Here is a 21005-nt window from a genome sequence, read left to right as displayed (position 1 = left end):
TAAGAAGCGGGTCTAGCGAAGTGCAATAAGTTTAGCAGAATCCGTCATCACATAAACTGTTTCATTTGCGATAATCGGCGGGACAAAAACATCTTCGCCAACTTTAAATTCACTAATGACGGTTCCGTCATAAGGGCTCAGCGTCACGGCTTTCCCTTGAGATGACATCACCATGAGACGTTCCCCCACCAGGATTGGACCTGACCAGGCAATGCGTTTCTTTTTCTTCTTCAAATTCTTATGCGACTGCAACTGTTGAATCCAAACAACAGAACCGTCCAGCTTTGACATGCAAACAACCTGCCCATCCGTTGTTGCGGAAAACACAAAATCACCCGCGACTAGCGGAAAGCCCAAAGACCCCGCAGGCTGGCTCCAAATACGTTGTCCCGTGCGCAGATCAAATGCGCTCGTTACGCCGGACTGTGCCGATGCGATCACATAGCCATCCGCAATAACAGGACCCGCGGCGATATCATTCAGAGAGGCCAAAGGCGTCAATTGTCCTGAAGATGATAAAGCGTCTTGCCATAACACACCGCCATTTTGAACGCGGAAGGCAATCAATTCGCCAGAAGCGAAACCTGAAATAACTGTATCCCCCACGACAGCGGGGCTAGGCGCGGTTAGCATACGCGCACTTTCGACAATACCTTGATAGGTCCAAATCACCTCGCCTGTATTAGCGTTAAAAGCATAAAGCTCATTATCGTCAGAAACGGCAAAGACACGCCCGCCCGCCGCAGTTGGCGCAGAATGCATTGGCACGCGCGTTACGCGGCTCCAGATCTCTTCGCCGCTTTGTGCGTCATAGGCTGAGACAACACCAAGGCCGGATGTGACATAGAGCTTACCATCCGCAACAGCCACGCCGCCGCCAACAGATTCTTTATCTGTGCCTGATCCATCAAAAAATGTCAGCGGGTCTCTTACGCGTTCAATGATACCTGTGCGGCCCACGCGAGTTCTTTCACGCTCTTCCAATTCGATTTTAATATCCCAGATTTTATCGCCGGAATTGGCATCCATAGCGGTGACGCGGTTGGCGCCGTCCATGGCATATATGCGGCCACCCGCAACAACTGGCGGGGCCACAACACGGCCTTTACGGGCAGAACCCTTACCTGTGTCCTTGGACCAAAGCTTATCAAAATTACCCGTCGCGCCTGTATGCTGCACGACATGAGACGGGTTCCCGCCCACTTGCGGCCAATCCGTATTGGCATAGACAGGCGGTAACACCACCTGATCGGGCGTTATTGTGCCTGAAACAGTCAATGTCTCATTTAGTTCCAAAATAGAGATACGGTCAGTATCACCCGCAACATCGCCCTGAGCTTCTTTGGCCTTCTCTTCAGATCGGTCAAAGGGGTTTAAGTCACCAATCGCGCCCAATGTCGAACAGGCGCTGAGCATCAAAGCTGCTGCCGCTGAAATCTTGAGTTTCGTAAAATCAATTTTCATTAGGAGTCTCTGTTTCAGTTTCAGAAGGAACAGCATCAGGCGCGGCAGGTTCAGGCGCTGAAATCGTTGCTGACGCCGCAGCCGTGCGCATTAAGCTAAGGTTTTGCTTCGCCCGCTCTTTAATCGTGGCTGGAACGCCAGGAATAGATTCAAGATACCCAAACTGCTCACGCGCTAAAATTTCGTCACCGGATTTAAGCGCGGCAAAGCCCATCAGCTCCCGCGCCAAAAATTCATAAGGCGCATCTTTTTCGATCAAGGGACCTAAGCGATTAATAACGTCAGAATAGGCTCCGTCATTGGCCAAAATGTAAGCCGCCTTGATCTGCGCAAGTTGCGCGTGACGCGGAGCTTCAAAAGTCGAAGCCGCCCGATCCAAAAGGCGCACGGCCTCGCCGCTATCTCCTGCTTCCAGTTTAAGCGCCGCAGCCCTTACAAGCGATAATCCTGCATAACCCGCAGGAGCCTCGTCAGCGATTGCCATAAAGTCAGCAATGGAGTCATCGTCATTTCCGGCCGCAGCCTTATTTGCCGCCGCAACATAGCTAGCAGAAGTCGCGCGAGCTGATTTATCTTTGGTGTATTTTTGATACTCTAGAAAACCAGCCGTTGCGACAATCGCCACGATTACGGCCACGATAAATGGTCCATAACGCCTCAGCAGACGGTTATATTCATCCTTGCGAAGTTCTTCTTCGACTTCATTAATAAAATCGACCACAGGGCCACCCTTTAAAGACTCAAGACGCAAGACGCCAAATTTGCGCGAACCTATCGCTCAACCCGCCCTTTCGCAACAGCTAAGGTCATTATGAAGACACTGTAATTTTGGAGGTCCTTCGAATCCCGCTGCTATGCAACGCCTCAAGATAAGGGTTATAAAAACCTAGCCTTCCACCTCATCCTGAGGAGCTATTTATTCCTACAGGAATGAATGGCGTCTCGAAGGATTGGTCGTTAGTGTGTGCTATGCGTCCGACTTGGGTTTACATATTGCTCTGTGCTGATGGCAGATATTATACGGGTACTTATCGCGGCGAGGATATTGAAACGCGAGTAGATGAGCATAATTTGGGTGTTTACCCTAAAGCCTATACGCGAAAAAGACGCCCCGTTAAATTAGTCTGGGCAGGACAATTTCAGTGGGCGATTGACGCAATCGAAGCAGAACGCTCAATCAAAGGCTGGAGCCGTGCTAAGAAAGAAGCGCTCATTCGCGGTGATTATGAAGCTTTGCCTGGGTTATCAAAACGAGGGCCAGCGAAAGATAGGAGATAAACGCTATCAATCCTTCGAGTCCCTGCGCTTCGCGCAGCCTCAGGATGAGGTATAATATTGAGAGCGCTCTTCTCCTGCTTTCCCCACAGCGACTTATTTCGAAAAAAAGCGCATAAGTGAGATATGGACGCGCTCTCTATTTATTTCTTCGTGAACTTATAGGTGTTGGCTTCACCCGGGAAACTGCGGTCTTTGACTTGTGCGGCATAGTCTTTGGCTGCGCCTTCTATCAGTCCCTTCATATCGGCGAATTTTTTGACAAATTTCGGAACGCGGTCAAATTGACCGAGCATATCCGGCGTGACCAATATTTGCCCATCGCAGCCAGCTGACGCGCCAATGCCGATGGTTGGAATGTCCACGGCTTTCGTGGCTTTCTCTGCAATCTCGACAGATGTTCCCTCAACGACAACGGCAAAAGACCCCGCCTCAGCCGCAGCTATCGCGTTTTCTACAATCTCGTCGGCGACTTCCTGTTTTCGTCCTCTTGCCCGAAAACCGCCTAGCACATTCATGCTTTGCGGGCGCAGCCCAACATGGCTCATCACAGGTATTCCGCGCTCGACCAGATAGCTAATCGTTTCCGCCGCATAAGAACCGCTCTCTATTTTTACCGCCTGACAGCCTGTTTCCATCATCACGCGTGACGCACTTTTAAACGCAGTTTCAACGCTGTCCTCATAGGAGCCAAAGGGCAAATCCACGACAACAAGCGCCGTGTTTGAGCCGCGCATCACCGCTTGGCCGTGCATTATCATCATATCGAGTGTCACACCCACTGTCGTGGTTAGGCCGTGGACCACCATGCCGACGCTATCGCCGACAAGAATAAGATCGCAATGCTCATCCAGTATCGCCGCCGTCGGCGCATCATAAGCGGTCAGGCACACAATAGGCTCCCCGCCTTTACGCGCCGTAATTTTAGGCGCCGTCATGCGCGGGATGTGAGTTTGTGCAGACATGTTTAGGCCTCTTTATGAAGGCAGAATATAGGCAGAGGGGAGAGGTTGGGCAAGCAAGGCTTTATCCTTTTCCCATTGTCCTGGGCTAGCAGGACGTATTAGGCAAACCCGTAAAGCCCCTTACGTTGCTAGCCCACCGCGTGAAAAATCTGAATATCTGGGGCACCCGCAAGGCAAGCGCCAAGTGGAGCTTGCGCCGCGAGGAAATAATCAGTTTTTCCGTGGGCATCCAAAGCGGCTTGATTTGTGTATTTTTCCAAGAAGATATAGACAGAGCTATCCTGCGGGGATTTGTAAAGTTCATACATAACGCAGCCCTCTTCATTCGCATTAACCTTCGCAACTAATGCTTTAGCGGTCTCTTCAAATTCGGCTTCTTTGCCTTGGGCGATTGTTAATTTTGCTGTGACACCAATCATAGGAGTTCCCCTTTATAAATCTGCGAGCTGCTGAACTGGGAAATCAAAAACGGCTTTTTGACCACCCCTAAGGAAGTCGAGTTGTGCACTCGCTTGGGGCATGATGGACAGCGCATGATAGCGTGCGAGGCTCGCCATATTTTCTGTCAACTCGTCCCCCGCGATCGCGCCATTTGCAACGGCGCGGATGATGTAAGCCCCTGATATCACATGAGCGACGAGGTTTAGATAAGGCGTTGCGCCCGAGAGGGCGTCGCCATCGTCAGCATTAAGCATGATATCTGTCGCGGTTTTAACCGTCTCGATGCCGTTTTTAAGGGCATGCGTACAAACAGATAAATCCAATGTTGACCCTTGCGCTAATTCCGTGATGCTCTCTAAATCGGCAATAAGAGCCCTCATTCCTTCCCCGCCATCGCGGCGGAGTTTACGTCCAACCAAATCCATCGCTTGGATACCATTTGTGCCTTCGTAAATCGGGGCAATACGGCTATCGCGATAATGTTGTGCCGCGCCTGTTTCTTCGACAAAGCCCATGCCGCCGTGAATTTGCACGCCAACTGAGCTGACCTCGACGCCAATATCCGAGCCATAAGATTTTGCGAGCGGCGTGAGAAGCGCTTCGCGAATATGCGCCGCTTTGCGGGTGTCTTCATCTTCAGCATGAATAGCCAAATCCCCTGCTGCCGCAGTTGCCATACAAATCGCCCGTGCGCCTAACAGCTTGGTTTTCATATCAATCAGGTTACGGCGCACATCGGGATGGCCGATAATGGCCTCTTGCCCCGTTAGGGTGCGGCCTTGAACGCGTTCATTCGCATAATCTAGCGCCGCCTGATAGGCGCGCTCGCCTATGGCCACGCCTTGCACGCCGACAAAGAGCCGTGCTTCATTCATCATGGTGAACATACAAGCAAGGCCGCGATTTTCCTCGCCCACAAGCCAACCTGTCGCGCCGTTAAATTCCATGACGCAGGTTGGGGAGCCGTGAATGCCTAATTTATGTTCCAGCCCGATCGGTTTAAACGCATTGCGCTCGCCAAGATTACCCGCATCATCGACAAACATTTTTGGACATAAGAATAGTGAAATGCCTTTGGAGCCCTCGGGCGCATCGGGCAACCGTGCAAGCACAAGGTGGATAATATTATCCGCAACATCATGATCGCCCCAGGTAATGTAAATTTTCTGGCCCGTAATTGCATAAGTCCCATCACCATTATCTACGGCCTTCGTGCGCACGGGCCCAAGGTCAGAGCCGGCTTGCGGCTCAGTTAGGCACATTGCGCCCGTCCATTCACCTGTCACCATTTTGGGCAAATATTTCGCTTGAAGCGCATCATTGGCATGGGCATGGATCGCTTTTGCTGCACTTGAGGTCAGCATTGGACACAGGCCAAGCGCCATATTGGCCGCATAGAACATTTCATCTGCGCCTGCTTTGACAAGTTGCGGCAAACCCATGCCGCCAATTTCTGCGGGGCTGGCTATAGAGAGCCAAGCAGCTTCGACGAAGTCTTGATAAGCTTCTTTGAACCCAGGTGAGGAATAAACATTATCATCTTTCAGTGTCGCCGGGTTCTGGTCACCATCCCAATTGGTCGGCGCCCATTTATTCTCGGCAAAGTCAGCGGCGCCCTGCAGGATATCCCCGATCAATTCGCGGTTAACATCCTCAAAGGCTGGAGCCGATAGAATTGCGTCAAGATCTACACTGTGATTGAGTAAAAATTGTATGGACTTGGCAGGGGCGGTAAATGACATAATATCCTCGGTGTTTATATGCATCTAATTGCATATCGATAGCCCAAAGATAAAGGCACAATTTGACGCGTCACTGCGCATTATTAAATGAAGCTACCCATAAAAAAACCCGCTCGAAAGCGGGTTTCAGATAGTATGAAAGGGCGCAGACTATGCTTTGCCGCCCATGACTTTACCCAAAATGAATGTCAGGATTGAGCCGCCAACACCGCCGGAGACAACACCGCCAAGTAGTGATCCTACATTAAGGCCAGCCCCATCAGCAGGTGAAGCGAATATACCGTCAAGACCCGGAATCATTGGCGCAATCGCCGCAAGACCTGTCCCGCCGACAATACCTGTAATGACACGGCCCATTGTACCCATGTTTGAATTCATGACTTTGCCGGCTAAAAGACCGCCACCGCCACCGCTTAAAAGACCAAGGCCTAAGCTTACAATATCCATAATTTCCCCATTTCCCGGCTGAAGCCGAAGTTATAAGTATGTGAAACTTACCTCCCGTAAGCTTCTAACCTCAGTTTGCCGCTATCCAATGTCTTAATCAAGTGTTAAATAACATCCGAAGACAGAACAGGATTCCGCGCAATGACAATTAAGCATATGATTTTACCTGCTATTTTCTTAACCGCCTGTGGCGGAGGAGGTGAATCCACATCAACGCCTACGTCGGCTCCGGCCACATCTTCTGCCCCAGTCGTGCAAACGGCGAGCAGTTTAAGCCCCATGGAACGCGGGGCGAAACTCTATAAACGCTGCAGGGCCTGCCATACACTTGAAGAGGGCGGCAAGCACAAAGTCGGCCCAAATCTATGGAATGTTTACGGGGCTAAGGCCGGTGCAAAAGAGGGTTTCAACTATTCCAAAGTTATGGCCGCTTCTGCCGTGATTTGGACTGATGAAACGCTTGATGCCTATATTCAAAAGCCCTCAACCTTTATGAAAGGCAATCGCATGAGTTTTGTCGGTATAAAGAAACAAGAGGATCGTGACGCAGTCCTGCTCTATATGAAAGCCAAAACAACACCATAATTATACGGCTCTAATACCGTATCCATGTGCCAAAACTTACACTGCCTTCCTTGACGATGTTTCGTCCGGCAAGCGTTTGCAAATAACCAAGCTGTACCAGGCGGTTCTTTTTATATTCATAAATTATTGAAGCTTGGAGCTTGGTACGTTTTTGAACAGGCACAATAAAGCCGTCACGGCCAAAACTGGTTCTTTGAGTGTGGTAGCCCTGAAGCAATGCCATGAGTTTTTTCTTATCTTTCCACCCTAAGGTTAAATCCGTGCGCCAGTCCTGAACACGATCTGTATTACGCGCCCTAATCGCGGCCTGAGCATCAAAGAACAGAACATAATTTTCAAACTCCTTACTTTGCCCCCAAAGTCCCCGCAGTTCAAAACTATCATCTCGATCCCCAATATCCAAAATGGAATTAGGAGGTCCGCCGCCAATGATATAACTGGCTTGAACCGAAACCGCCAAACCCTCCCGCCGCTTAATCTCATAGCGTAGCCCCAATTCAGTTTCGTCAAAATCTTTGAAACTTATGGAGCTTCCCAAACCGTCATAATTAATTGTTTGGTGCGCCGCATTCACAACTGCTGTTACGTGAGGTGTCAGGCCATGCTCATAAAAAACTCTCATTTCCGATTTTGTAAATTCAACCTCAGAGCCTAAATCATCTCTATCTGTAAAAGCCTTATCTGCGCGGCTATAATTATAAGTCGAGATAATCTGCCCCTCCCCCGGCGGCAGGTTCCAAGCGCCCGCATGAGCCATATGCGGAAGGAGTAGGGCAATAATTGCCATTAAGTATATAAATAAGCCAGACTTCAAGTTTTATCCCCGCAAACTTCCCTCTTTGTTTTAGGCTTTGCACCTGCCTAAGGTCAAATGCTATAGCCGCCCTAACTTAACGGAGAACTTGTGAGCGCTACGCCTAAATCATTTGAGAAACTGGCTATTGTCAGCAGTGACCGCGCTGAGGCCAAAGCTGCTCGGAACGCACTCACTGCGAAATACGGTAATTGTGATGCTGCTGAGGCAGACGCCATTATCGCGCTTGGCGGAGATGGATTCATGCTCCGCACTTTGCGCAGAAATATGCCGCTCATTCGCCGCGGCTTGCAGGTTTATGGGATGAATAAAGGTACGATCGGCTTTCTAATGAATGAATATAGTGAAGAGGATTTGCCCGCGCGCCTCGCAGCTGCAGAAGCCGCAACAGTTAAGCCGCTAAAGATGATGGCAAAAGGGGCGGGCGGAACATATGACGAGCTCGCCTTTAACGAAGTTTCACTTTACAGGCAGACCCAACAAGCCGCTCATGTTAAAATTATCGTGGACGGTAAAACACGTCTTGAGCGCCTGATAGCGGATGGTGTTTTACTTGCCACGCCCGCAGGCTCGACAGCCTACAACCTTTCAGCTCATGGCCCCGTTGTGCCTTTGGGATCGCACATCTTGGCCCTCACTCCGATAAGCGCTTTCCGGCCCCGACGTTGGCGCGGAGCTCTTTTGAATGCCGACGCCACCGTAGAATTTGAAATTGCAGACCCTGTTAAGCGCCCTGTTGCGGCCTCTGCGGATAATATGGAAATCCGCAATATCACCCATGTCAAAGTCTCCCAGGACCACGGCACATCCTTGACACTGTTATTTGATAAAGAACATGGGCTTGGCGAAAAAATATTAAGAGAGCAATTCGCCCCTTAACCGTTTTTCGTTTTAATTCAGCGTAACGTCAGAAAACCCGTCCAATTTTTCTAAGAACCAAAGCTGATCCGCTTCGGGCAAATCAAAGGGTAACGTTAGGACTCTCTCTATCATCAACTCCTGAAAATTAGCGCGGTCATAGTCAAGGCCGGATATTTCAAGATCGCGGTAAATTACAACAGCGGCATGGATAATCTTGGAAGTCTTCTCGTTCAGTCCCGCTCTTGCGCAAAGGGCTTTTAATCCAAAAGGCCCTCCATCATGGATCATAAGAACTGCTTTTTGAACGCTAACCCCAGACATAATCGCAAGGGCTTGTTCTGCAAAACGTATCTGTCCTGAACATATCGCGCGAATAAGTAATGACGGCGTTAAACGGCCTTCGGCATAGATCCGCCGCACCAGACTCTTTAAATCTTTTGTGACCCAAGCTTGATCTATAAAATCAACAACGGCGCGTTCACGGCTACGCTCTGCCAGATCAATGGCCACATCCGCAGAGACTGAATGGCGCTGCGTGAGCTTAATGACCATATCATCACTGACCAAAGTTATCATCTTCTCGACAATTCTTGGCGGAAGGTCTCTGCGCAAAATCATACTCTGCGCGATGAGGTCATCATTTTTATATATATCTAGCATTTGAGACGCTGTTTCTTCGGAAATTAAGGCGCCGTCATTTGCCGCGATTTCAGCGACAGCCCGGCTATCTCCAAAGCGAATAATCGCGCGGGCAACATGATCGCTCACAGAGATACGCTTTGCTACAGCGATGGCTTTTGCCGCCGCTTTGGATTTTAGAATTTCAATCAGATCCTCATCGGTAAAAACAGGAGAATGAGTTAAAATCGGTACGGCGATGCTCTCAATATCCTGTGAGAGTTTCACAGCAATATCCCGCGGTAATTTTGGTGAATTCTTAAGCGTAATCGCTAGGGCGCGGCGCACCATATCCGCACTGTCATGAGCAATATGCTCAAGAATTTTATGGGCAAACGCCCTTTCGTCTTCGCTCAAGGCCTTGTTGCGTATATCACGGCACACGCGCTGCGCCGCCAATGAGCGCGAAACCTCATCGGGATGGCGCACGGCATTTTGAACATCCGCCGCTTTCAGCGATTTAAGGGCAAGCTTTTCCATGGGCTCGTTTTAGGCACTTATGGTAAACAGTGTGTTATTAAAGGAGACCTAAGTCTTACATCATGTAACTAAAACACCCGCGATCTAACCAACTCAGCTCAAACTTACCCTTTGCAAAATAAGTCAAAATGTGTATAAAATAATAATATATACACAAAGGCTCATCATGCGTACAAATATAGATATTAACGACATACTTATGCAGGACGTATTGAAAGCGGGTGGCTTCAAAACGAAACGCGAAGCCGTTGAAGAAAGCTTGCGTCTTTTTATACGCACAAAAAATCAAGGCCGGTTGAAACAGTTACGCGGGAAGCTCAAATGGGACGGCGCGTTAGAGGATATGCGGCGCGACACGTGATTGTCGTCGATAGTTCGGTCTGGATTGACTATTTCAACGGGACTGAGACGCGGGAAACAAACAGGCTAGATACATTTCTAGGCCATGAGCCAATTATGATTGGCGATCTTATTTTAACAGAAGTTTTGCAAGGCTTTCGGCGTGATAGCGATTACCAAACAGCAAAAACGGCCTTGGAAACGCTAATATTTGCGCCAATGATTGGACATGACATCGCCATAGCCAGCGCTGAAAACTATCGCAGCCTAAGAGCTAAAGGCCTAACTGTCCGAAAGACGATTGATGTTTTAATTGCAACTTTCTGCATTGAGAACACACACCAACTTTTGCATTCAGATAGAGATTTCGATATCATGGAGAAGCATCTTGGGCTTATAACCGTTTAAACGACGACGGACGCGGCAGGTCGGCTTGAACCTTTGGCTTCAGCGAATTCATGGTGTGAAACCCGACATGCCTTGCGCTAGCAAATCAGGTCTTAACCTACTCGCTTATGGGTTAAATCCACAGAGGATTTAAGCCGCATAATATCTGCTTCGCCAGCCGGAGCAGGCATGCCACATAACGTAACTTGTTTTAAGTAAAGGGTAAAACTTGGTTTCAAGAAAACGCCATGCACCTTTTTCAAATAAAAATGAAAGAGACTCGCTTTTACAAAGCCACATCACTAGCATTCATATTGTAATTTTGGAGTTGGGCTTATGCATTCCCGCGCGTTAAAAATATCTTTTTGGCTTTACGGCTTGGCGACGTTCGCCTCAATTTTAATTGGATTACTTTACGCATCCCGATCACAAATTATGCCTTATCATTTGGAGGCTTTGGAAACATCATGGCAAGGACTTGAGCCATCCTACCAAGTTTTATTAAAGGCCCTTCTAAACGGCGGAGGGTTTTATGGTATCGCAAATGGCCTGTTCATGCTGGTTTTGTTGCTCATACCTTTTCGGAAAGGTGAATCTTGGGCAGGGTATTCAATTGGTTTGATAGGCTTGGTAGGAGCGCTCCCTTTAACCTATATCGTCTATATCGTTAAGACCAACACAGCTGGCAATCCGCCTCTGGGAGTTATGATAATAGTCGTTGCCCTGATACTGGCTGGCCTCTTCTCATTTATCATAGGTCAAACCCTAAAACAGACATGAGCCGTGCCCCTGTGAACCCAAAAGGTTCTGATTTTAGGCGGTTTCGGTATATATATATGCCCTACTCAAAGCACACTAGGGTGCATTAAAATAGGAATTCTAAGCATCTTGTAGCGCGGAATTAACAGTCATTAATTGGCAACTTAGATGGAGCGATTTGAGGCGTTCAATAGATTTACAAGTCTGTCAAAACTCCGATAAAACTGGCAATATGATTACGCAGCTCGTCAATTGCGGGAGCCTCAAGTGGCAAATGCCCACCATTGGTAAGTATCTTGTAATCCTTTTGAGCCTCAATCGATTCTAATCGGTCAAGACTAAGTTGTATGGGCGTCCAGTCATCGTCCCCTGGATGAATGAGTAATAATGGGCATGATAACTGAATATTCTTTTTGTGATAATTGAAGACTGATCGCCAAAATCGAAATGGCTTCCAATTCGCACCTAAGAGTTTGTCTTTGGTAAAATATCTTTTCATCTTCTGGTTGGCATTCATGGATTTCATCGGAGCTACCAGAGACAGCGGAATGCGGATTGGATCTAGTAGCCTCGGAATGAATTTAATACCAAATATAAAAAGCCAGCCCAATATGGGCCACCTAGCGCAGCTGGCTAGGACTTTAGCATCGGACAGGTCAACAAGAGTTGTGACAATGATTCCTGATATATTATTCGTCCATTCGGCAGAATGTACAGCAGTGAGTCCACCCATTGAAGCGCCGAGCAAGACAACAGGCCCGTGTTGTTCATCGGCGAGTTTGGCAATTATTTTAGGCCATTCTTCGTATGACCAGTTATAATTTATGCGTGGAATTGTTAGCCCATACCCTGGTAAATCTGGTGCGATAATCCTCCACCCCAGTTCCTCTAGGCCTTGTATGAAGGGTGCTACGAGACGACCATTTCCACCCGCGCCATGAACAAAAATGATTGTGCCTTTTGCATGTTGATCAGGCTCCCACACATCCAATCGAATTAAGTGGCCTAAAATAGACTTTCGATGTTCAACAATTTCCTGCGGAGTATCAATTGAAAACTCTGTTTTCAGAATTTTCCTATAAGTGACCCAAGACGTGCTTGAATTAAAGGATTGCATCTTCCAAAACTCTATCAATCTCGATTTGAAGTCAAGCTTTCCACAAGTACCTTATTATGGTCGTTTTAAACCGCTGACTTAATCCTCATTTGCTCTCAACAGTTTAAACTGATCAAACTCAAGGATAGTGGGTCGCTGATATTCCAGCATCGTCATTTACAAAAAAGGAGAATGGTACCGCTTCTTGGTCTCGAACCAAGGACCTCTGGTTCCACAAACCAGCGCTCTAACCAACTGAGCTAAAGCGGCCCAAAATAATAGAGCGGCGTTTAGCCCAAGCCACGCCGCTCTTCAAGTATCTTTTGAACTTAATGACTTAAGTTTGAATATTCTTAAAGCCTTGTGAGCCCATTTTCTCTTGACGTCGAATATAAGCATCAAGCTCACGCGCACGCCACGCAGGATCTGGGTGAGTTGAGAGGAATGTCGGCTGACGGCTCGGGCTGTTCTCAGCCATTTTTTCCCATAACCTGACCGACTCTGTTGTCTTGTAACCAGCTTTATGCATGTAATTTACGCCAAGCTTGTCAGACTCAGCTTCATGTTTACGCGAATAAGGCAGAACAAGGCCAATCATTGTCCCGAGGCCAAGAGCTTGAACCAAATATTGGGTTTTCTGATTGGCACTATTTAGGCACTGCTGACGCTGCGTACCTTGATATTTGTTACAGCCACGGCTGATAGTGGAGCCGCCAATGACCGCCCCGCCGACAACAGCCGCTTGCGAGGCCATTTGCAACGAATAACGCTCGCGAGCATGTTGTCCTGACACGTGGCCAACTTCGTGGCCCATAATTCCTGCGATTTGGTCATCATTATCGGCAAAATCCATCATGCCTTTGTAAAAGCCAACACGGTTACCGGGAAGAACAAAGGCGTTTTTGGAGTCGGAGTCAAAGACTTCATAATCCCATTTCTGATCTCCTCTGCCAGCACCTTTGGAAATACGGCTGCCGATATTACGTAACCGGCCCGTGTAACGCGGATCGGTGGAGGTCGGTGTTTTAGATTTCATTTCAGCCCAAGACGCCCCGGCCATCTGATTTAGCTGCGCATTACCTGGAGCCAATCCTAAAAACTGCTTGCGACCCGTTTCGGCATTTGTTGCGCAAGATGTGAGCCCCGGTGCCGCTGTAATAATCGCGCCTGCGCCAAGTGCTTGCACAAGGTTGCGCCGCGCAAGCATATCTTTATCTTCGTGAGTTTCGTTCGTTCCGCAGTGATTCATGCACATAAGTATCTCCAATTTGGGGCCGTCCTCATGACCCTTACATTAACTATAGCCATAATCAGACGAGAAATACAGAGGCTGACTGTAATTTTAAACATCAGAAGGGCTAAATTTGAGACTTTGAAGAGCTGAACATAAATATTATGCTCAGGTTCATATCGCGCGGATTACTGCGAGAAACTTGGAACATAGTTGGCGGCGGGACGTTACGCCCGCAGGAGAACATTATGAAAAAGCTGCTTATTGGCACAGGTATTTTAGGCGTTATTCTGGTCGGGGGCCTCATCGCGCTACCCTCGCTCATTCCCTCATCGGTTTACAAAGAAAATATAGAGACGCAGCTTAGCCGTGAGCTAGCACGTGATGTGCGCGTGCAAGGCGATGTTAAGCTGAGTGTCTTCCCGCTTATCAAAGCCAATACAGGCCGCGTTGAGATTGTTAATCCGGACGGATTTAAGGCCGATAATTTCGCCGAAATGGACGCCATGAGCGCCCGCATCAAACTCTTCCCGCTTTTCTCAAAGCGCGTTGAGATTGCTTCGTTTAGTTTGAAAAACCCCGCTATCAATCTGGAAAAGCTTGCAAATGGTGAAAGCAATTGGACCTTTGGCGAGCCCGAAGAGACTGCGCCCGAACCCGTGGATAGTGGCCCTTTTAAGCGCGATGGCCGCTATAGTGAGGTCGATCCCAATATCGGCGCTTTCAGCCTTGAGAACGGAACAGTGACCTATAGCGATGCTGTCTCGGGGACTGACCTTGCTATCAAAGACGTTAATGTGGATTTTTCTCTGCCAAGCCTTACGCAAACTGTCGAAATTGACGGATCAATGATCTATGACGATACGCCCGTTGAAGTTAAACTGTCATTGGATTCTATCCGCGCCTTTTTGGACGGAAAAGAAGCCCCTGTCAGCTTAGCGCTTGAAACAGAGTTTGCGGATATCTCCGCCAAGGGCCGTTTTTTGGCAGGACAGGATATTGTCTTTAATGTCGATCTGGACGGTGATGTGTCTGACATGGCCAAGCTCACAGCGCTCTCGCCCAAAGAAGTGCCCTATGCGGATATCGTCAGTCGTGCTAAGCTATCGGGCAATTACGGCTATGACGGGGCCGTTCTGACAGCCAAAGGCGCGGACATTTCAGCCGAAGGGAAACGCTTTAATGCCGCCTTTAAGGGTGACGCGACTCTGGCAGAGACACCGATCTTCGATGGCCGCGTAGAACTCGACTCGCAAGATGTCGCCGCTTTGGCACAAAAGCTCGGACAAGATGTCAAAGGCTTATCTCTCCTCAGCGCTGTCAATTTAACCGCAGATCTTGCGGGTCAAGACACAGGCTTTACCGCTAGTAATATCAATGCCGATATTTCAGGTGACGGGTTGAGCGGAACCTTTAAAGGCTCAGCCATTTATGGTGAGGCGCTTTCGGCTAAAGGTGATTTCACTGCTGACATCACCTCCATTCCACAGATTATTACCGCGCTTGAGATGGACTTACCTCAAGCCAAAGCGGTGCAAGATCTAAAGGCTTCGGGCACGGTTGACATGCAAGGCGACACCATACGCCTCTCTGGCGTGAGCGCCAAGACGGATGGCGGCATTGTCAGCGGCCAATATAAGGGCGGCGCAACCCTTGGAGACGTTCCGGCCTATGATGGTGAATTTGACGTCACAATTGCCTCTCTCTCGGAATTTGCCTCCGTGACAGCAACCGAAGTCCCCTATGCGGACGCCATCGGCAAAATTGCGATTGCGGGCCAAGTCTCAGGCCAAGGCGAAGCCATTATGCTTCCTCGCCTCAATGCGGCTTTATCCGGCGGACAAATCAATGGCCGCTATGACGGCACGGCGACATGGAATAGCGGGGCCTCACTGGACGGCACGCTGAATATAGATATCCCGTCTTTACGCCAAGTGGCGACAACAGCCGGAACTGAGCTCCCGCCAAGCACTAAATCCGGTGATATCTTTGGTCCCTTTTCTGTGGACGGAACCGTGAAAGGCACACCGGATAATATCCAGTTTACTAATGCGAAAATAGCGCTGGACGATATTAAAGGCAAAGGTACATTTTCGGTAAATTTGAAGCCCGCCACACCTTTCGTCACAGGCAAGATGGATTTGGACGGACTTGATTTATCGCCATATATGGCAGCCTATTCAGCGCAAAATCCGACAGGCGAAATTCAGCCTTGGAGCACGGCGCCGATCAATACAGCGCCGCTGCGCAGCGTAGATGGTGACTTTAATTTCAGCACACCCAATATAAAAACAGACCGCATCACGATGGGACAATCTGATATTTCCGCCAAATTACGCGGCGGCGTGATGACAGCTAATATGCCCAATATTGCGCTTTACGGCGGATTGGGCCGGATGATCGCAACGCTTGATGGCTCAGGCCCTGAAGCTAAAGTCTCCTTGGATATTGGACTGAATGACGTAAACTCTAATAGCTTCCTTGCCTCTGTCGCAGGGTTCACACAGGCTGAAGGCGAGCTCGGCAGTAGCTTTAAAATCAGCGGACGGGGCGCGAGCCAAGCTGATATTATGAAATCGCTTAACGGCGCAGGTGATTTTAAGTTACTTAACGGCGTTATTAAAGGCGTAGATTTACCGGCACTTTTGACCGGACTTGACCAAGCTTTGACAAGCCGCAGTATTCCTTCAGGTATTGGCCCTAGCCAAATAACGAAATTCCAAGACTTGGCAGGCTTGGTCAAAATTGAGAACGGCGTCGCCTCGATCAATAGTTTCACCTTACAAGGTCTCGGCGTCTTAGCGGATGGCAGTGGCCAAATTGACCTGGGTAACCAAACAATAGATTTTGGTCTTCGCCCGCGCCTGACCGGAGAAAGCGCCAGTAATCTCGGGGCCTTTGGTATTCCTATTGAAATTAAGGGCGGATTTGGGAGTGCCAAAGTTGGCCTCGACACAGACATGCTCGGCCGCATCGCCGCAGATCGTGCCCGCGCCGAAGCTAGCAGCCTCATCCAAGAACAAGTGGGCGGCACAGCGAGAGACCTTCTCGGCGGCCTTATCAATGGCGGCACTCAAGGCAGCTCTGGGACGCCGAACACATCTGGCGCGTCTGACCCTAAGAAAACCGAAGAAGTTGTCGGTGATCTTTTGGGCGGATTGCTTGGCGGTTCTAAAACTGATGCAAACACCTCTTCAGAAACAACGCCTGCGGACGTCGAAGCGGAAAAGACAGCGCCTAAAGAACCGTCTGTCGAAGACGCGCTTCTGGGTATATTTGGCAAGAAGAAAAAGAAAGAGCCTGCTGAATAGAGAATTTTGCTGCATTTGCGCAATTATCGTTAGAGATTTTTCACCTCTCCCTTCCCATATAGGAGTCATGCCACTCAACGACCCCGTCATAGCTGAGCAGACCCCCGCAGTCGATTTCACCATCGCGCAAAAATGGGACCGCTATAGCCAAGATGAACATGATATTTGGAACAGCTTATACGCCCAGCAAATCGACGTTTTGAAAGGACGTGCTGTTCCTGAATTTTACCACGGGCTCAAAGCCTTAGATCTGAACCTGGGCGGCATTCCTGATCTGTCGGTCTTAAATCCAAAACTGAAGGCTCTCACAGGATGGGAAGTCGTTATGGTGCCTCACCTTGTCCCTGACGATGTGTTCTTCACCCATCTGGCCAATAAGCGCTTTCCTGCAGGACGCTTTATTCGCGGGCGCGATCAAATGGATTATCTAGAGGAGCCAGATGTCTTTCACGATATTTTCGGGCATGTTCCTCTTCTCGCGCGGCCTGTCTTTGCCGATTATATGCAAGCCTATGGTCAAGGCGGATTGCGGGCGCTCCAACATGACTGCCTTAAAAACCTCGCGCGGCTCTATTGGTACACAGTCGAATTTGGGCTGATGAAAACAGATGCTGGTATGCGCATTTACGGCGCGGGCATTGTAAGCTCCCGCACCGAGTCTGTTTTTTCCGTGGACGACCCCTCCCCCAATCGCCTTCATTTTGACTTGGAACGAGTCATGCATACAGATTACCGTATTGATGATTTCCAGCAGGTCTATTTCGCGATTGAAAGCTTCGAAGAATTATTCAAAGCCACGCAGCAAGATTTTGGCCCGCTCTATGAGAAAATGAGCCGTGATAAACATATCCATCCCATCACAGATATTCTTGAAACAGACCAGATCTATACAAAAGGCAGCCAAGACTACGCCAATGCCGGGGGACGTCGCGCCTAATGTAATTTGTATTTTATCCCGCCTTGGTTATATATGGGATATGAGATTACGGCGTATATTTTTAACAGGAGCAGCTCTCCTCGCATTTACAGCTTCGGCTCAGGCCCAAATGTCTGTCAATGCCGCGCAATATTTGGGTGCAGACTATATGCAAAGCCCGCATCACCGCGTCATGTCCCGAGCTAGCTCTGACGGCTTTATGCTCACCTACCAGATCGAAACGCCTTATGAGACAGTGAGTATCACCGGCACCGAACAGACCAAAACCCGCATCCGCGAAATACATGCCACAGAAGCCCTGCGTCAGCGCTCAACAGGCGGCGCGATATTAGGGTCCGCCAAGAACCGCACAACCAATTTAGTCGAAACGCCCTACCGCCTCGGCAAAGGTCTTGTGAACCGCGCCGGAGATATAAGCAACGTCGAAGAGGCCGTGCTTTTTGTTCCCGAGCAGGTCGGCGAGGTTGCCGGTAATTTATTAGGCGGCGTGGGAGAACTTGGCGTGACCGCGCTTCGCATAACCAAAGGCGCAGCAGGCACAAAATGCTCCGGCCTTGGCTGCGTAGAAAAGGCAGGAAGCGATATTTGGTCCGGCGTAAATTCCTTGGCTGGGAAACATAATGCCTCCCGCCGTCTTCACGCGGAATTTGGAACGGACCCCCAAACAGAAAATAAAGCTTACCGCAAACAAATAGACCGCCTAGCCTATGCTAATGCCTATACTGGTACCACCATTAAACTCGGTATGGGACAAGCCGGAATAGATTATGTCAGCCCCGCTTTTACAGGTGTGGGTTATGTCAATAACGGCGAATTTGTCGGTCAATATAAAGACGCACATCGCCGCAAAAATTTTGAGAAAGAGGCCTTGAAAGCCTGGGGCACAGACCCGCAAGCCATTGATAATTTTTACCAAAACTCCGCCTATACCAAAGCTCTTCGCCGCCGCATGTTCACAGCCTTGGACGCCCTGCCCGATAAAGCTTTTGCCGTGAGGTTATTTCATGATGCCGCTGATATCGCGCAGCGCCACAATGCTGAAAGCCATATTACCACATATGAATATATGGCTAAATTAGCAGCAGGCGGAGAGGTCGTGAATTATATTAGTCAAAGTGCCAACCCGATTATCATGTCCCGGGACGGCACTGCCATATGGCCTATCTATGCCGATTATCTTGCGCAATCACCGCAGCTCATTTCCGGTCTCGAGACGCTGTCTCGCAGTCACCCCAAAAGCGCCTTACATGTTTTGGGTTACGCCTCTCAAGAGGTCAAGCAAAGTGCAAGGCGCATGGGTGTATTGGTCGTGGAATGGCCGGGGCGCGGCAGAAAATTATAAACAAAGCTGCTTAAGGTCTCTGGGCAATCAGGGCTTAGATTAACCTCAGCGCAATAGCCATCAGTCCGGCCTTAATCCGATCATAGACGCCTAGCTTTTTAAAAATAGACTTCATATGACGCTCAAGACCTTGCGGTGTCAGTCCTATAATCTCTGCAATCTTGTGGTCGCTCTTTCCCAAAGCGGCCCATCTTATAATATCCAATTCTTGGGGCGTTAATAATTCTGTTTCTGCCTGAGCCAAATCCGCATATGCGCCATGTATCATTTGCGAGAGTTCTATAAGACTGGATTTATAGTGTGATGTGAAAACTCTGTTTTCATAAAACTGAAATGCCATATAGCCGTTTAGATTTTTTGTTTCCGCAAGCGGAATGATGAAAGCCTTATGGAATTTTCGTGTCTGGAATCCACCAAAGGATTTCGCGAAGGACTCATCTTTTAAAACCATCCAAAATGGGTCGAGACTCTCCCTCATATACGAAAGCTCAAATTGGCTTTCGATATGGTGGCGCGACCTTGCCGACACACCAAAATGCATTTTCATATGGCCCTGCGATATCTCAGATAGTTGGCCTCCACCAATTGGTCCTTCAGGCCACGCGGTATAGGCCAAGGCCGCAATTGCGCCGCATCTTAAATGCGTTTCGATATAGCCCCGAAGTTCTTCAACGGAATTGGCAGACGAAATCCAACTCCCAAAATCATCTAGTGAGGCATCATTTCTTAAAATATCCACAGGCCGCTCCACAGAGAGCCGCTTGCATCCCAAAAATGCAATTTAAGTCGCCGCTCCACACATAAAACATGCGGCAATGCGTGAATCGAGCAAAGTGTTTCACAGTGAAATGGGCGCAGGCGAAGCTATCTATCCTTGGATAAATCCGCGGTAATCCCTGTGATCTTTGCGGGTTAAGAATACTAAATCCTTGTCTAGCCGAGTTTGGGCTATAGTGGGGCGTTCCCGCTTTTGGGCAGACAATCGCGTAGGTTTGTTAAGGCGGGACGGTGAGGTAGGGCGCGGCGGAGTTACGACCGCTGAGATGCCGGCCTCTGCGACGTTCCTTTACGCGCAGATAAAATCACCGCTGCGGGAGTCGTTTCCTGTGTTTATAGTATTCCCAGGCGTGCCTCAGGCGCGGCGCCCGCAGACTGCCCTTTATCAAGGCTTTCATGCGTTTCGCGGCTTTCGTTTAAAAAAGCCGACTCGACCCGCAGGAGAGCTGTATCAAAAATTAGGAAGCCGAATGAATTAAGGGACAATTTATCCCATTTTAAAGGACTTCATTATCTCTGCGCGGCCATTTCTAGGCTCCATTTTCGATAGGCAATAATCGCATGCACCCAATAGGCGGCATAAAGACACGAGGTCAAATAGAGACCGCGGCTAAAGAATAAAGGCACTGCAATCGTATTGACCAATAACCAAAAGCCCCAATTTTCAATCTTCCGGTTCAGCAGAAGGAGCTGTCCAATAACACTCCCGACTAAAAGCGCTGTGTCCCATCCCGGGGCATAGGCATCCGTAAATTTGTATAATAAAGAAGCATAAAACGCGCCGACAATAACTCCACCAATAATGGATAATCCTAAAGTCTGTCTTTTAGTGCGGGTAATGGGCAAAGGCGTTCTTTCTTTCCCGCCGACCCATCTATACCACCCTAAAAGACTCGTTCCGACAAAGAAGACTTGCAAGGTCACATCCGCGTAAAGCTTTGCGCCAAAGAAAAGGACCCCAAATAAGGTACAGCCAGTGATCCCTATCCACCATGTATGAACGCTATTTCGGCCAGCGAGAAAAATAGCCAATGCTGTCATAATATTGGCGGAAATCTCAAGCAGACTCATGGC

21 protein-coding genes and 1 tRNA gene are annotated in these 21005 nt (G+C 49.0%); 9 read left to right on the top strand and 13 right to left on the bottom strand.

The genetic code is table 11. The features are described 5' to 3' along the window. Positions 1-12: 12 nt before the first annotated feature. Positions 13-1464, bottom strand: coding sequence for an outer membrane protein assembly factor BamB family protein (locus F569_RS0107140; RefSeq protein ID WP_051279526.1), 1452 nt, complete (start codon positions 1462-1464; stop codon positions 13-15). Further along, positions 1454-2185, bottom strand: coding sequence for a tetratricopeptide repeat protein (locus tag F569_RS0107135; RefSeq protein ID WP_026941637.1), 732 nt, complete (start codon positions 2183-2185; stop codon positions 1454-1456). Before F569_RS0107135 ends, F569_RS0107140 begins: the two co-directional genes overlap by 11 nt. Positions 2186-2433: 248 nt before the next feature. Between F569_RS0107135 and F569_RS0107130 the strand changes: the two genes are divergently transcribed. Continuing rightward, positions 2434-2742, top strand: coding sequence for a GIY-YIG nuclease family protein (locus tag F569_RS0107130; protein ID WP_026941636.1), 309 nt, complete (start codon positions 2434-2436; stop codon positions 2740-2742). Between the two features lie 140 nt (positions 2743-2882). On the opposite strand, the gene panB is transcribed toward F569_RS0107130, so the two are convergent. From panB to F569_RS0107110, 4 genes are all read right to left on the bottom strand, one after another. Next, positions 2883-3704, bottom strand: coding sequence for a 3-methyl-2-oxobutanoate hydroxymethyltransferase (panB, locus tag F569_RS0107125; protein ID WP_026941635.1), 822 nt, complete (start codon positions 3702-3704; stop codon positions 2883-2885). 128 nt (positions 3705-3832) lie between these two features. Next, positions 3833-4123, bottom strand: coding sequence for a putative quinol monooxygenase (locus F569_RS0107120; RefSeq protein WP_026941634.1), 291 nt, complete (start codon positions 4121-4123; stop codon positions 3833-3835). A 12-nt stretch (positions 4124-4135) separates the two neighbouring features. Beyond that, positions 4136-5887 (bottom strand): acyl-CoA dehydrogenase family protein, encoded by a 1752-nt coding sequence (locus F569_RS16985; RefSeq protein ID WP_051279747.1) that lies wholly within the window; start codon positions 5885-5887, stop codon positions 4136-4138. A 150-nt stretch (positions 5888-6037) separates the two neighbouring features. Next, positions 6038-6334, bottom strand: coding sequence for a hypothetical protein (locus tag F569_RS0107110; protein ID WP_026941633.1), 297 nt, complete (start codon positions 6332-6334; stop codon positions 6038-6040). Between the two features lie 141 nt (positions 6335-6475). On the opposite strand from F569_RS0107110, the gene F569_RS16980 reads away from it, so the two are divergent. After that, positions 6476-6919: a c-type cytochrome gene (locus tag F569_RS16980; protein ID WP_084168889.1), complete on the top strand. Its 444-nt coding sequence runs from the start codon at positions 6476-6478 to the stop codon at positions 6917-6919. A gap of 10 nt (positions 6920-6929) precedes the next feature. Here the strand turns inward: F569_RS16980 and F569_RS0107100 are convergent, their stop codons facing one another. After that, a complete protein-coding gene (locus tag F569_RS0107100; RefSeq protein ID WP_026941632.1) occupies positions 6930-7706 on the bottom strand; it encodes a hypothetical protein in 777 nt (258 codons plus the stop codon). Positions 7707-7823: 117 nt separating this feature from the next. Here F569_RS0107100 and F569_RS0107095 point away from each other — a divergent pair, with 117 nt between their 5' ends. Next, complete coding sequence (locus tag F569_RS0107095; RefSeq protein ID WP_026941631.1) at positions 7824-8612, top strand: NAD kinase; 789 nt, start codon at positions 7824-7826, stop codon at positions 8610-8612. A gap of 12 nt (positions 8613-8624) precedes the next feature. Here the strand turns inward: F569_RS0107095 and F569_RS0107090 are convergent, their stop codons facing one another. Beyond that, entirely contained in the window at positions 8625-9752 is a 1128-nt protein-coding gene (locus F569_RS0107090; RefSeq protein WP_026941630.1) for a DUF2336 domain-containing protein, read from the bottom strand. A gap of 166 nt (positions 9753-9918) precedes the next feature. Between F569_RS0107090 and F569_RS0107085 the strand changes: the two genes are divergently transcribed. The 3 genes from F569_RS0107085 to F569_RS18875 all read left to right on the top strand — a co-directional run bounded on the left by F569_RS0107085 (position 9919) and on the right by F569_RS18875 (position 11258). After that, positions 9919-10113 (top strand): type II toxin-antitoxin system VapB family antitoxin, encoded by a 195-nt coding sequence (locus F569_RS0107085; protein ID WP_026941629.1) that lies wholly within the window; start codon positions 9919-9921, stop codon positions 10111-10113. Beyond that, positions 10110-10499, top strand: coding sequence for a type II toxin-antitoxin system VapC family toxin (gene vapC / locus F569_RS0107080; RefSeq protein ID WP_026941628.1), 390 nt, complete (start codon positions 10110-10112; stop codon positions 10497-10499). Before F569_RS0107085 ends, vapC begins: the two co-directional genes overlap by 4 nt. Positions 10500-10814: 315 nt before the next feature. Next, on the top strand, positions 10815-11258 hold the full coding sequence (locus tag F569_RS18875) for a hypothetical protein (protein WP_051279522.1): 444 nt from the start codon (positions 10815-10817) through the stop codon (positions 11256-11258). A 175-nt stretch (positions 11259-11433) separates the two neighbouring features. On the opposite strand, the gene F569_RS0107065 is transcribed toward F569_RS18875, so the two are convergent. From F569_RS0107065 to F569_RS0107055, 3 genes are all read right to left on the bottom strand, one after another. Then, positions 11434-12354 (bottom strand): alpha/beta hydrolase, encoded by a 921-nt coding sequence (locus tag F569_RS0107065; RefSeq protein WP_026941627.1) that lies wholly within the window; start codon positions 12352-12354, stop codon positions 11434-11436. 172 nt (positions 12355-12526) lie between these two features. After that, positions 12527-12603: transfer RNA gene (locus F569_RS0107060), tRNA-His, on the bottom strand. Positions 12604-12670: 67 nt separating this feature from the next. Next, the gene (locus tag F569_RS0107055) at positions 12671-13588 is read right to left on the bottom strand and encodes a M48 family metallopeptidase (RefSeq protein ID WP_026941626.1); all 918 of its coding nucleotides are present in this window, start codon (positions 13586-13588) and stop codon (positions 12671-12673) included. A 224-nt stretch (positions 13589-13812) separates the two neighbouring features. On the opposite strand from F569_RS0107055, the gene F569_RS0107050 reads away from it, so the two are divergent. From F569_RS0107050 to F569_RS0107040, 3 genes are all read left to right on the top strand, one after another. After that, entirely contained in the window at positions 13813-16875 is a 3063-nt protein-coding gene (locus F569_RS0107050; RefSeq protein ID WP_162143753.1) for an AsmA family protein, read from the top strand. 67 nt (positions 16876-16942) lie between these two features. Beyond that, entirely contained in the window at positions 16943-17812 is an 870-nt protein-coding gene (gene phhA / locus F569_RS0107045) for a phenylalanine 4-monooxygenase (protein WP_034387997.1), read from the top strand. A gap of 40 nt (positions 17813-17852) precedes the next feature. Then, a complete protein-coding gene (locus F569_RS0107040) occupies positions 17853-19154 on the top strand; it encodes a hypothetical protein (protein ID WP_154813674.1) in 1302 nt (433 codons plus the stop codon). Between the two features lie 34 nt (positions 19155-19188). On the opposite strand, the gene F569_RS0107035 is transcribed toward F569_RS0107040, so the two are convergent. Together F569_RS0107035 and pnuC are read right to left on the bottom strand one after the other, a co-directional pair. Beyond that, positions 19189-19893, bottom strand: coding sequence for a response regulator transcription factor (locus F569_RS0107035; protein ID WP_154813673.1), 705 nt, complete (start codon positions 19891-19893; stop codon positions 19189-19191). A gap of 548 nt (positions 19894-20441) precedes the next feature. Continuing rightward, a complete protein-coding gene (gene pnuC, locus F569_RS0107025; protein ID WP_026941621.1) occupies positions 20442-21002 on the bottom strand; it encodes a nicotinamide riboside transporter PnuC in 561 nt (186 codons plus the stop codon). Positions 21003-21005 lie beyond the last annotated feature (3 nt).

The organism is Hellea balneolensis DSM 19091 (assembly GCF_000428525.1).
Taxonomy (GTDB): domain Bacteria; phylum Pseudomonadota; class Alphaproteobacteria; order Caulobacterales; family Maricaulaceae; genus Hellea; species Hellea balneolensis.
The sequence above is the reverse complement of the archived record's forward strand: the minus strand, read 5'-3'. Positions and strand labels throughout refer to the sequence as shown.

Excerpts from the sequence above, each read along its gene's own strand:
- F569_RS0107040 (WP_154813674.1), top strand. The coding sequence starts at position 17,853 with ATGAGATTACGGCGTATATTTTTAACAGGAGCAGCTCTCCTCGCATTT.
- F569_RS0107100 (WP_026941632.1), bottom strand. The coding sequence starts at position 7,706 with ATGGCAATTATTGCCCTACTCCTTCCGCATATGGCTCATGCGGGCGCT.
- F569_RS16985 (WP_051279747.1), bottom strand. The coding sequence starts at position 5,887 with ATGTCATTTACCGCCCCTGCCAAGTCCATACAATTTTTACTCAATCAC.
- F569_RS16980 (WP_084168889.1), top strand. The coding sequence starts at position 6,476 with ATGACAATTAAGCATATGATTTTACCTGCTATTTTCTTAACCGCCTGT.
- F569_RS0107130 (WP_026941636.1), top strand. The coding sequence starts at position 2,434 with ATGCGTCCGACTTGGGTTTACATATTGCTCTGTGCTGATGGCAGATAT.
- F569_RS0107050 (WP_162143753.1), top strand. The coding sequence starts at position 13,813 with ATGAAAAAGCTGCTTATTGGCACAGGTATTTTAGGCGTTATTCTGGTC.
- F569_RS18875 (WP_051279522.1), top strand. The coding sequence starts at position 10,815 with ATGCATTCCCGCGCGTTAAAAATATCTTTTTGGCTTTACGGCTTGGCG.
- panB (WP_026941635.1), bottom strand. The coding sequence starts at position 3,704 with ATGTCTGCACAAACTCACATCCCGCGCATGACGGCGCCTAAAATTACG.
- pnuC (WP_026941621.1), bottom strand. The coding sequence starts at position 21,002 with ATGAGTCTGCTTGAGATTTCCGCCAATATTATGACAGCATTGGCTATT.
- F569_RS0107085 (WP_026941629.1), top strand. The coding sequence starts at position 9,919 with ATGCGTACAAATATAGATATTAACGACATACTTATGCAGGACGTATTG.
- F569_RS0107065 (WP_026941627.1), bottom strand. The coding sequence starts at position 12,354 with ATGCAATCCTTTAATTCAAGCACGTCTTGGGTCACTTATAGGAAAATT.
- F569_RS0107055 (WP_026941626.1), bottom strand. The coding sequence starts at position 13,588 with ATGTGCATGAATCACTGCGGAACGAACGAAACTCACGAAGATAAAGAT.
- phhA (WP_034387997.1), top strand. The coding sequence starts at position 16,943 with ATGCCACTCAACGACCCCGTCATAGCTGAGCAGACCCCCGCAGTCGAT.
- F569_RS0107090 (WP_026941630.1), bottom strand. The coding sequence starts at position 9,752 with ATGGAAAAGCTTGCCCTTAAATCGCTGAAAGCGGCGGATGTTCAAAAT.
- F569_RS0107140 (WP_051279526.1), bottom strand. The coding sequence starts at position 1,464 with ATGAAAATTGATTTTACGAAACTCAAGATTTCAGCGGCAGCAGCTTTG.
- F569_RS0107110 (WP_026941633.1), bottom strand. The coding sequence starts at position 6,334 with ATGGATATTGTAAGCTTAGGCCTTGGTCTTTTAAGCGGTGGCGGTGGC.
- F569_RS0107120 (WP_026941634.1), bottom strand. The coding sequence starts at position 4,123 with ATGATTGGTGTCACAGCAAAATTAACAATCGCCCAAGGCAAAGAAGCC.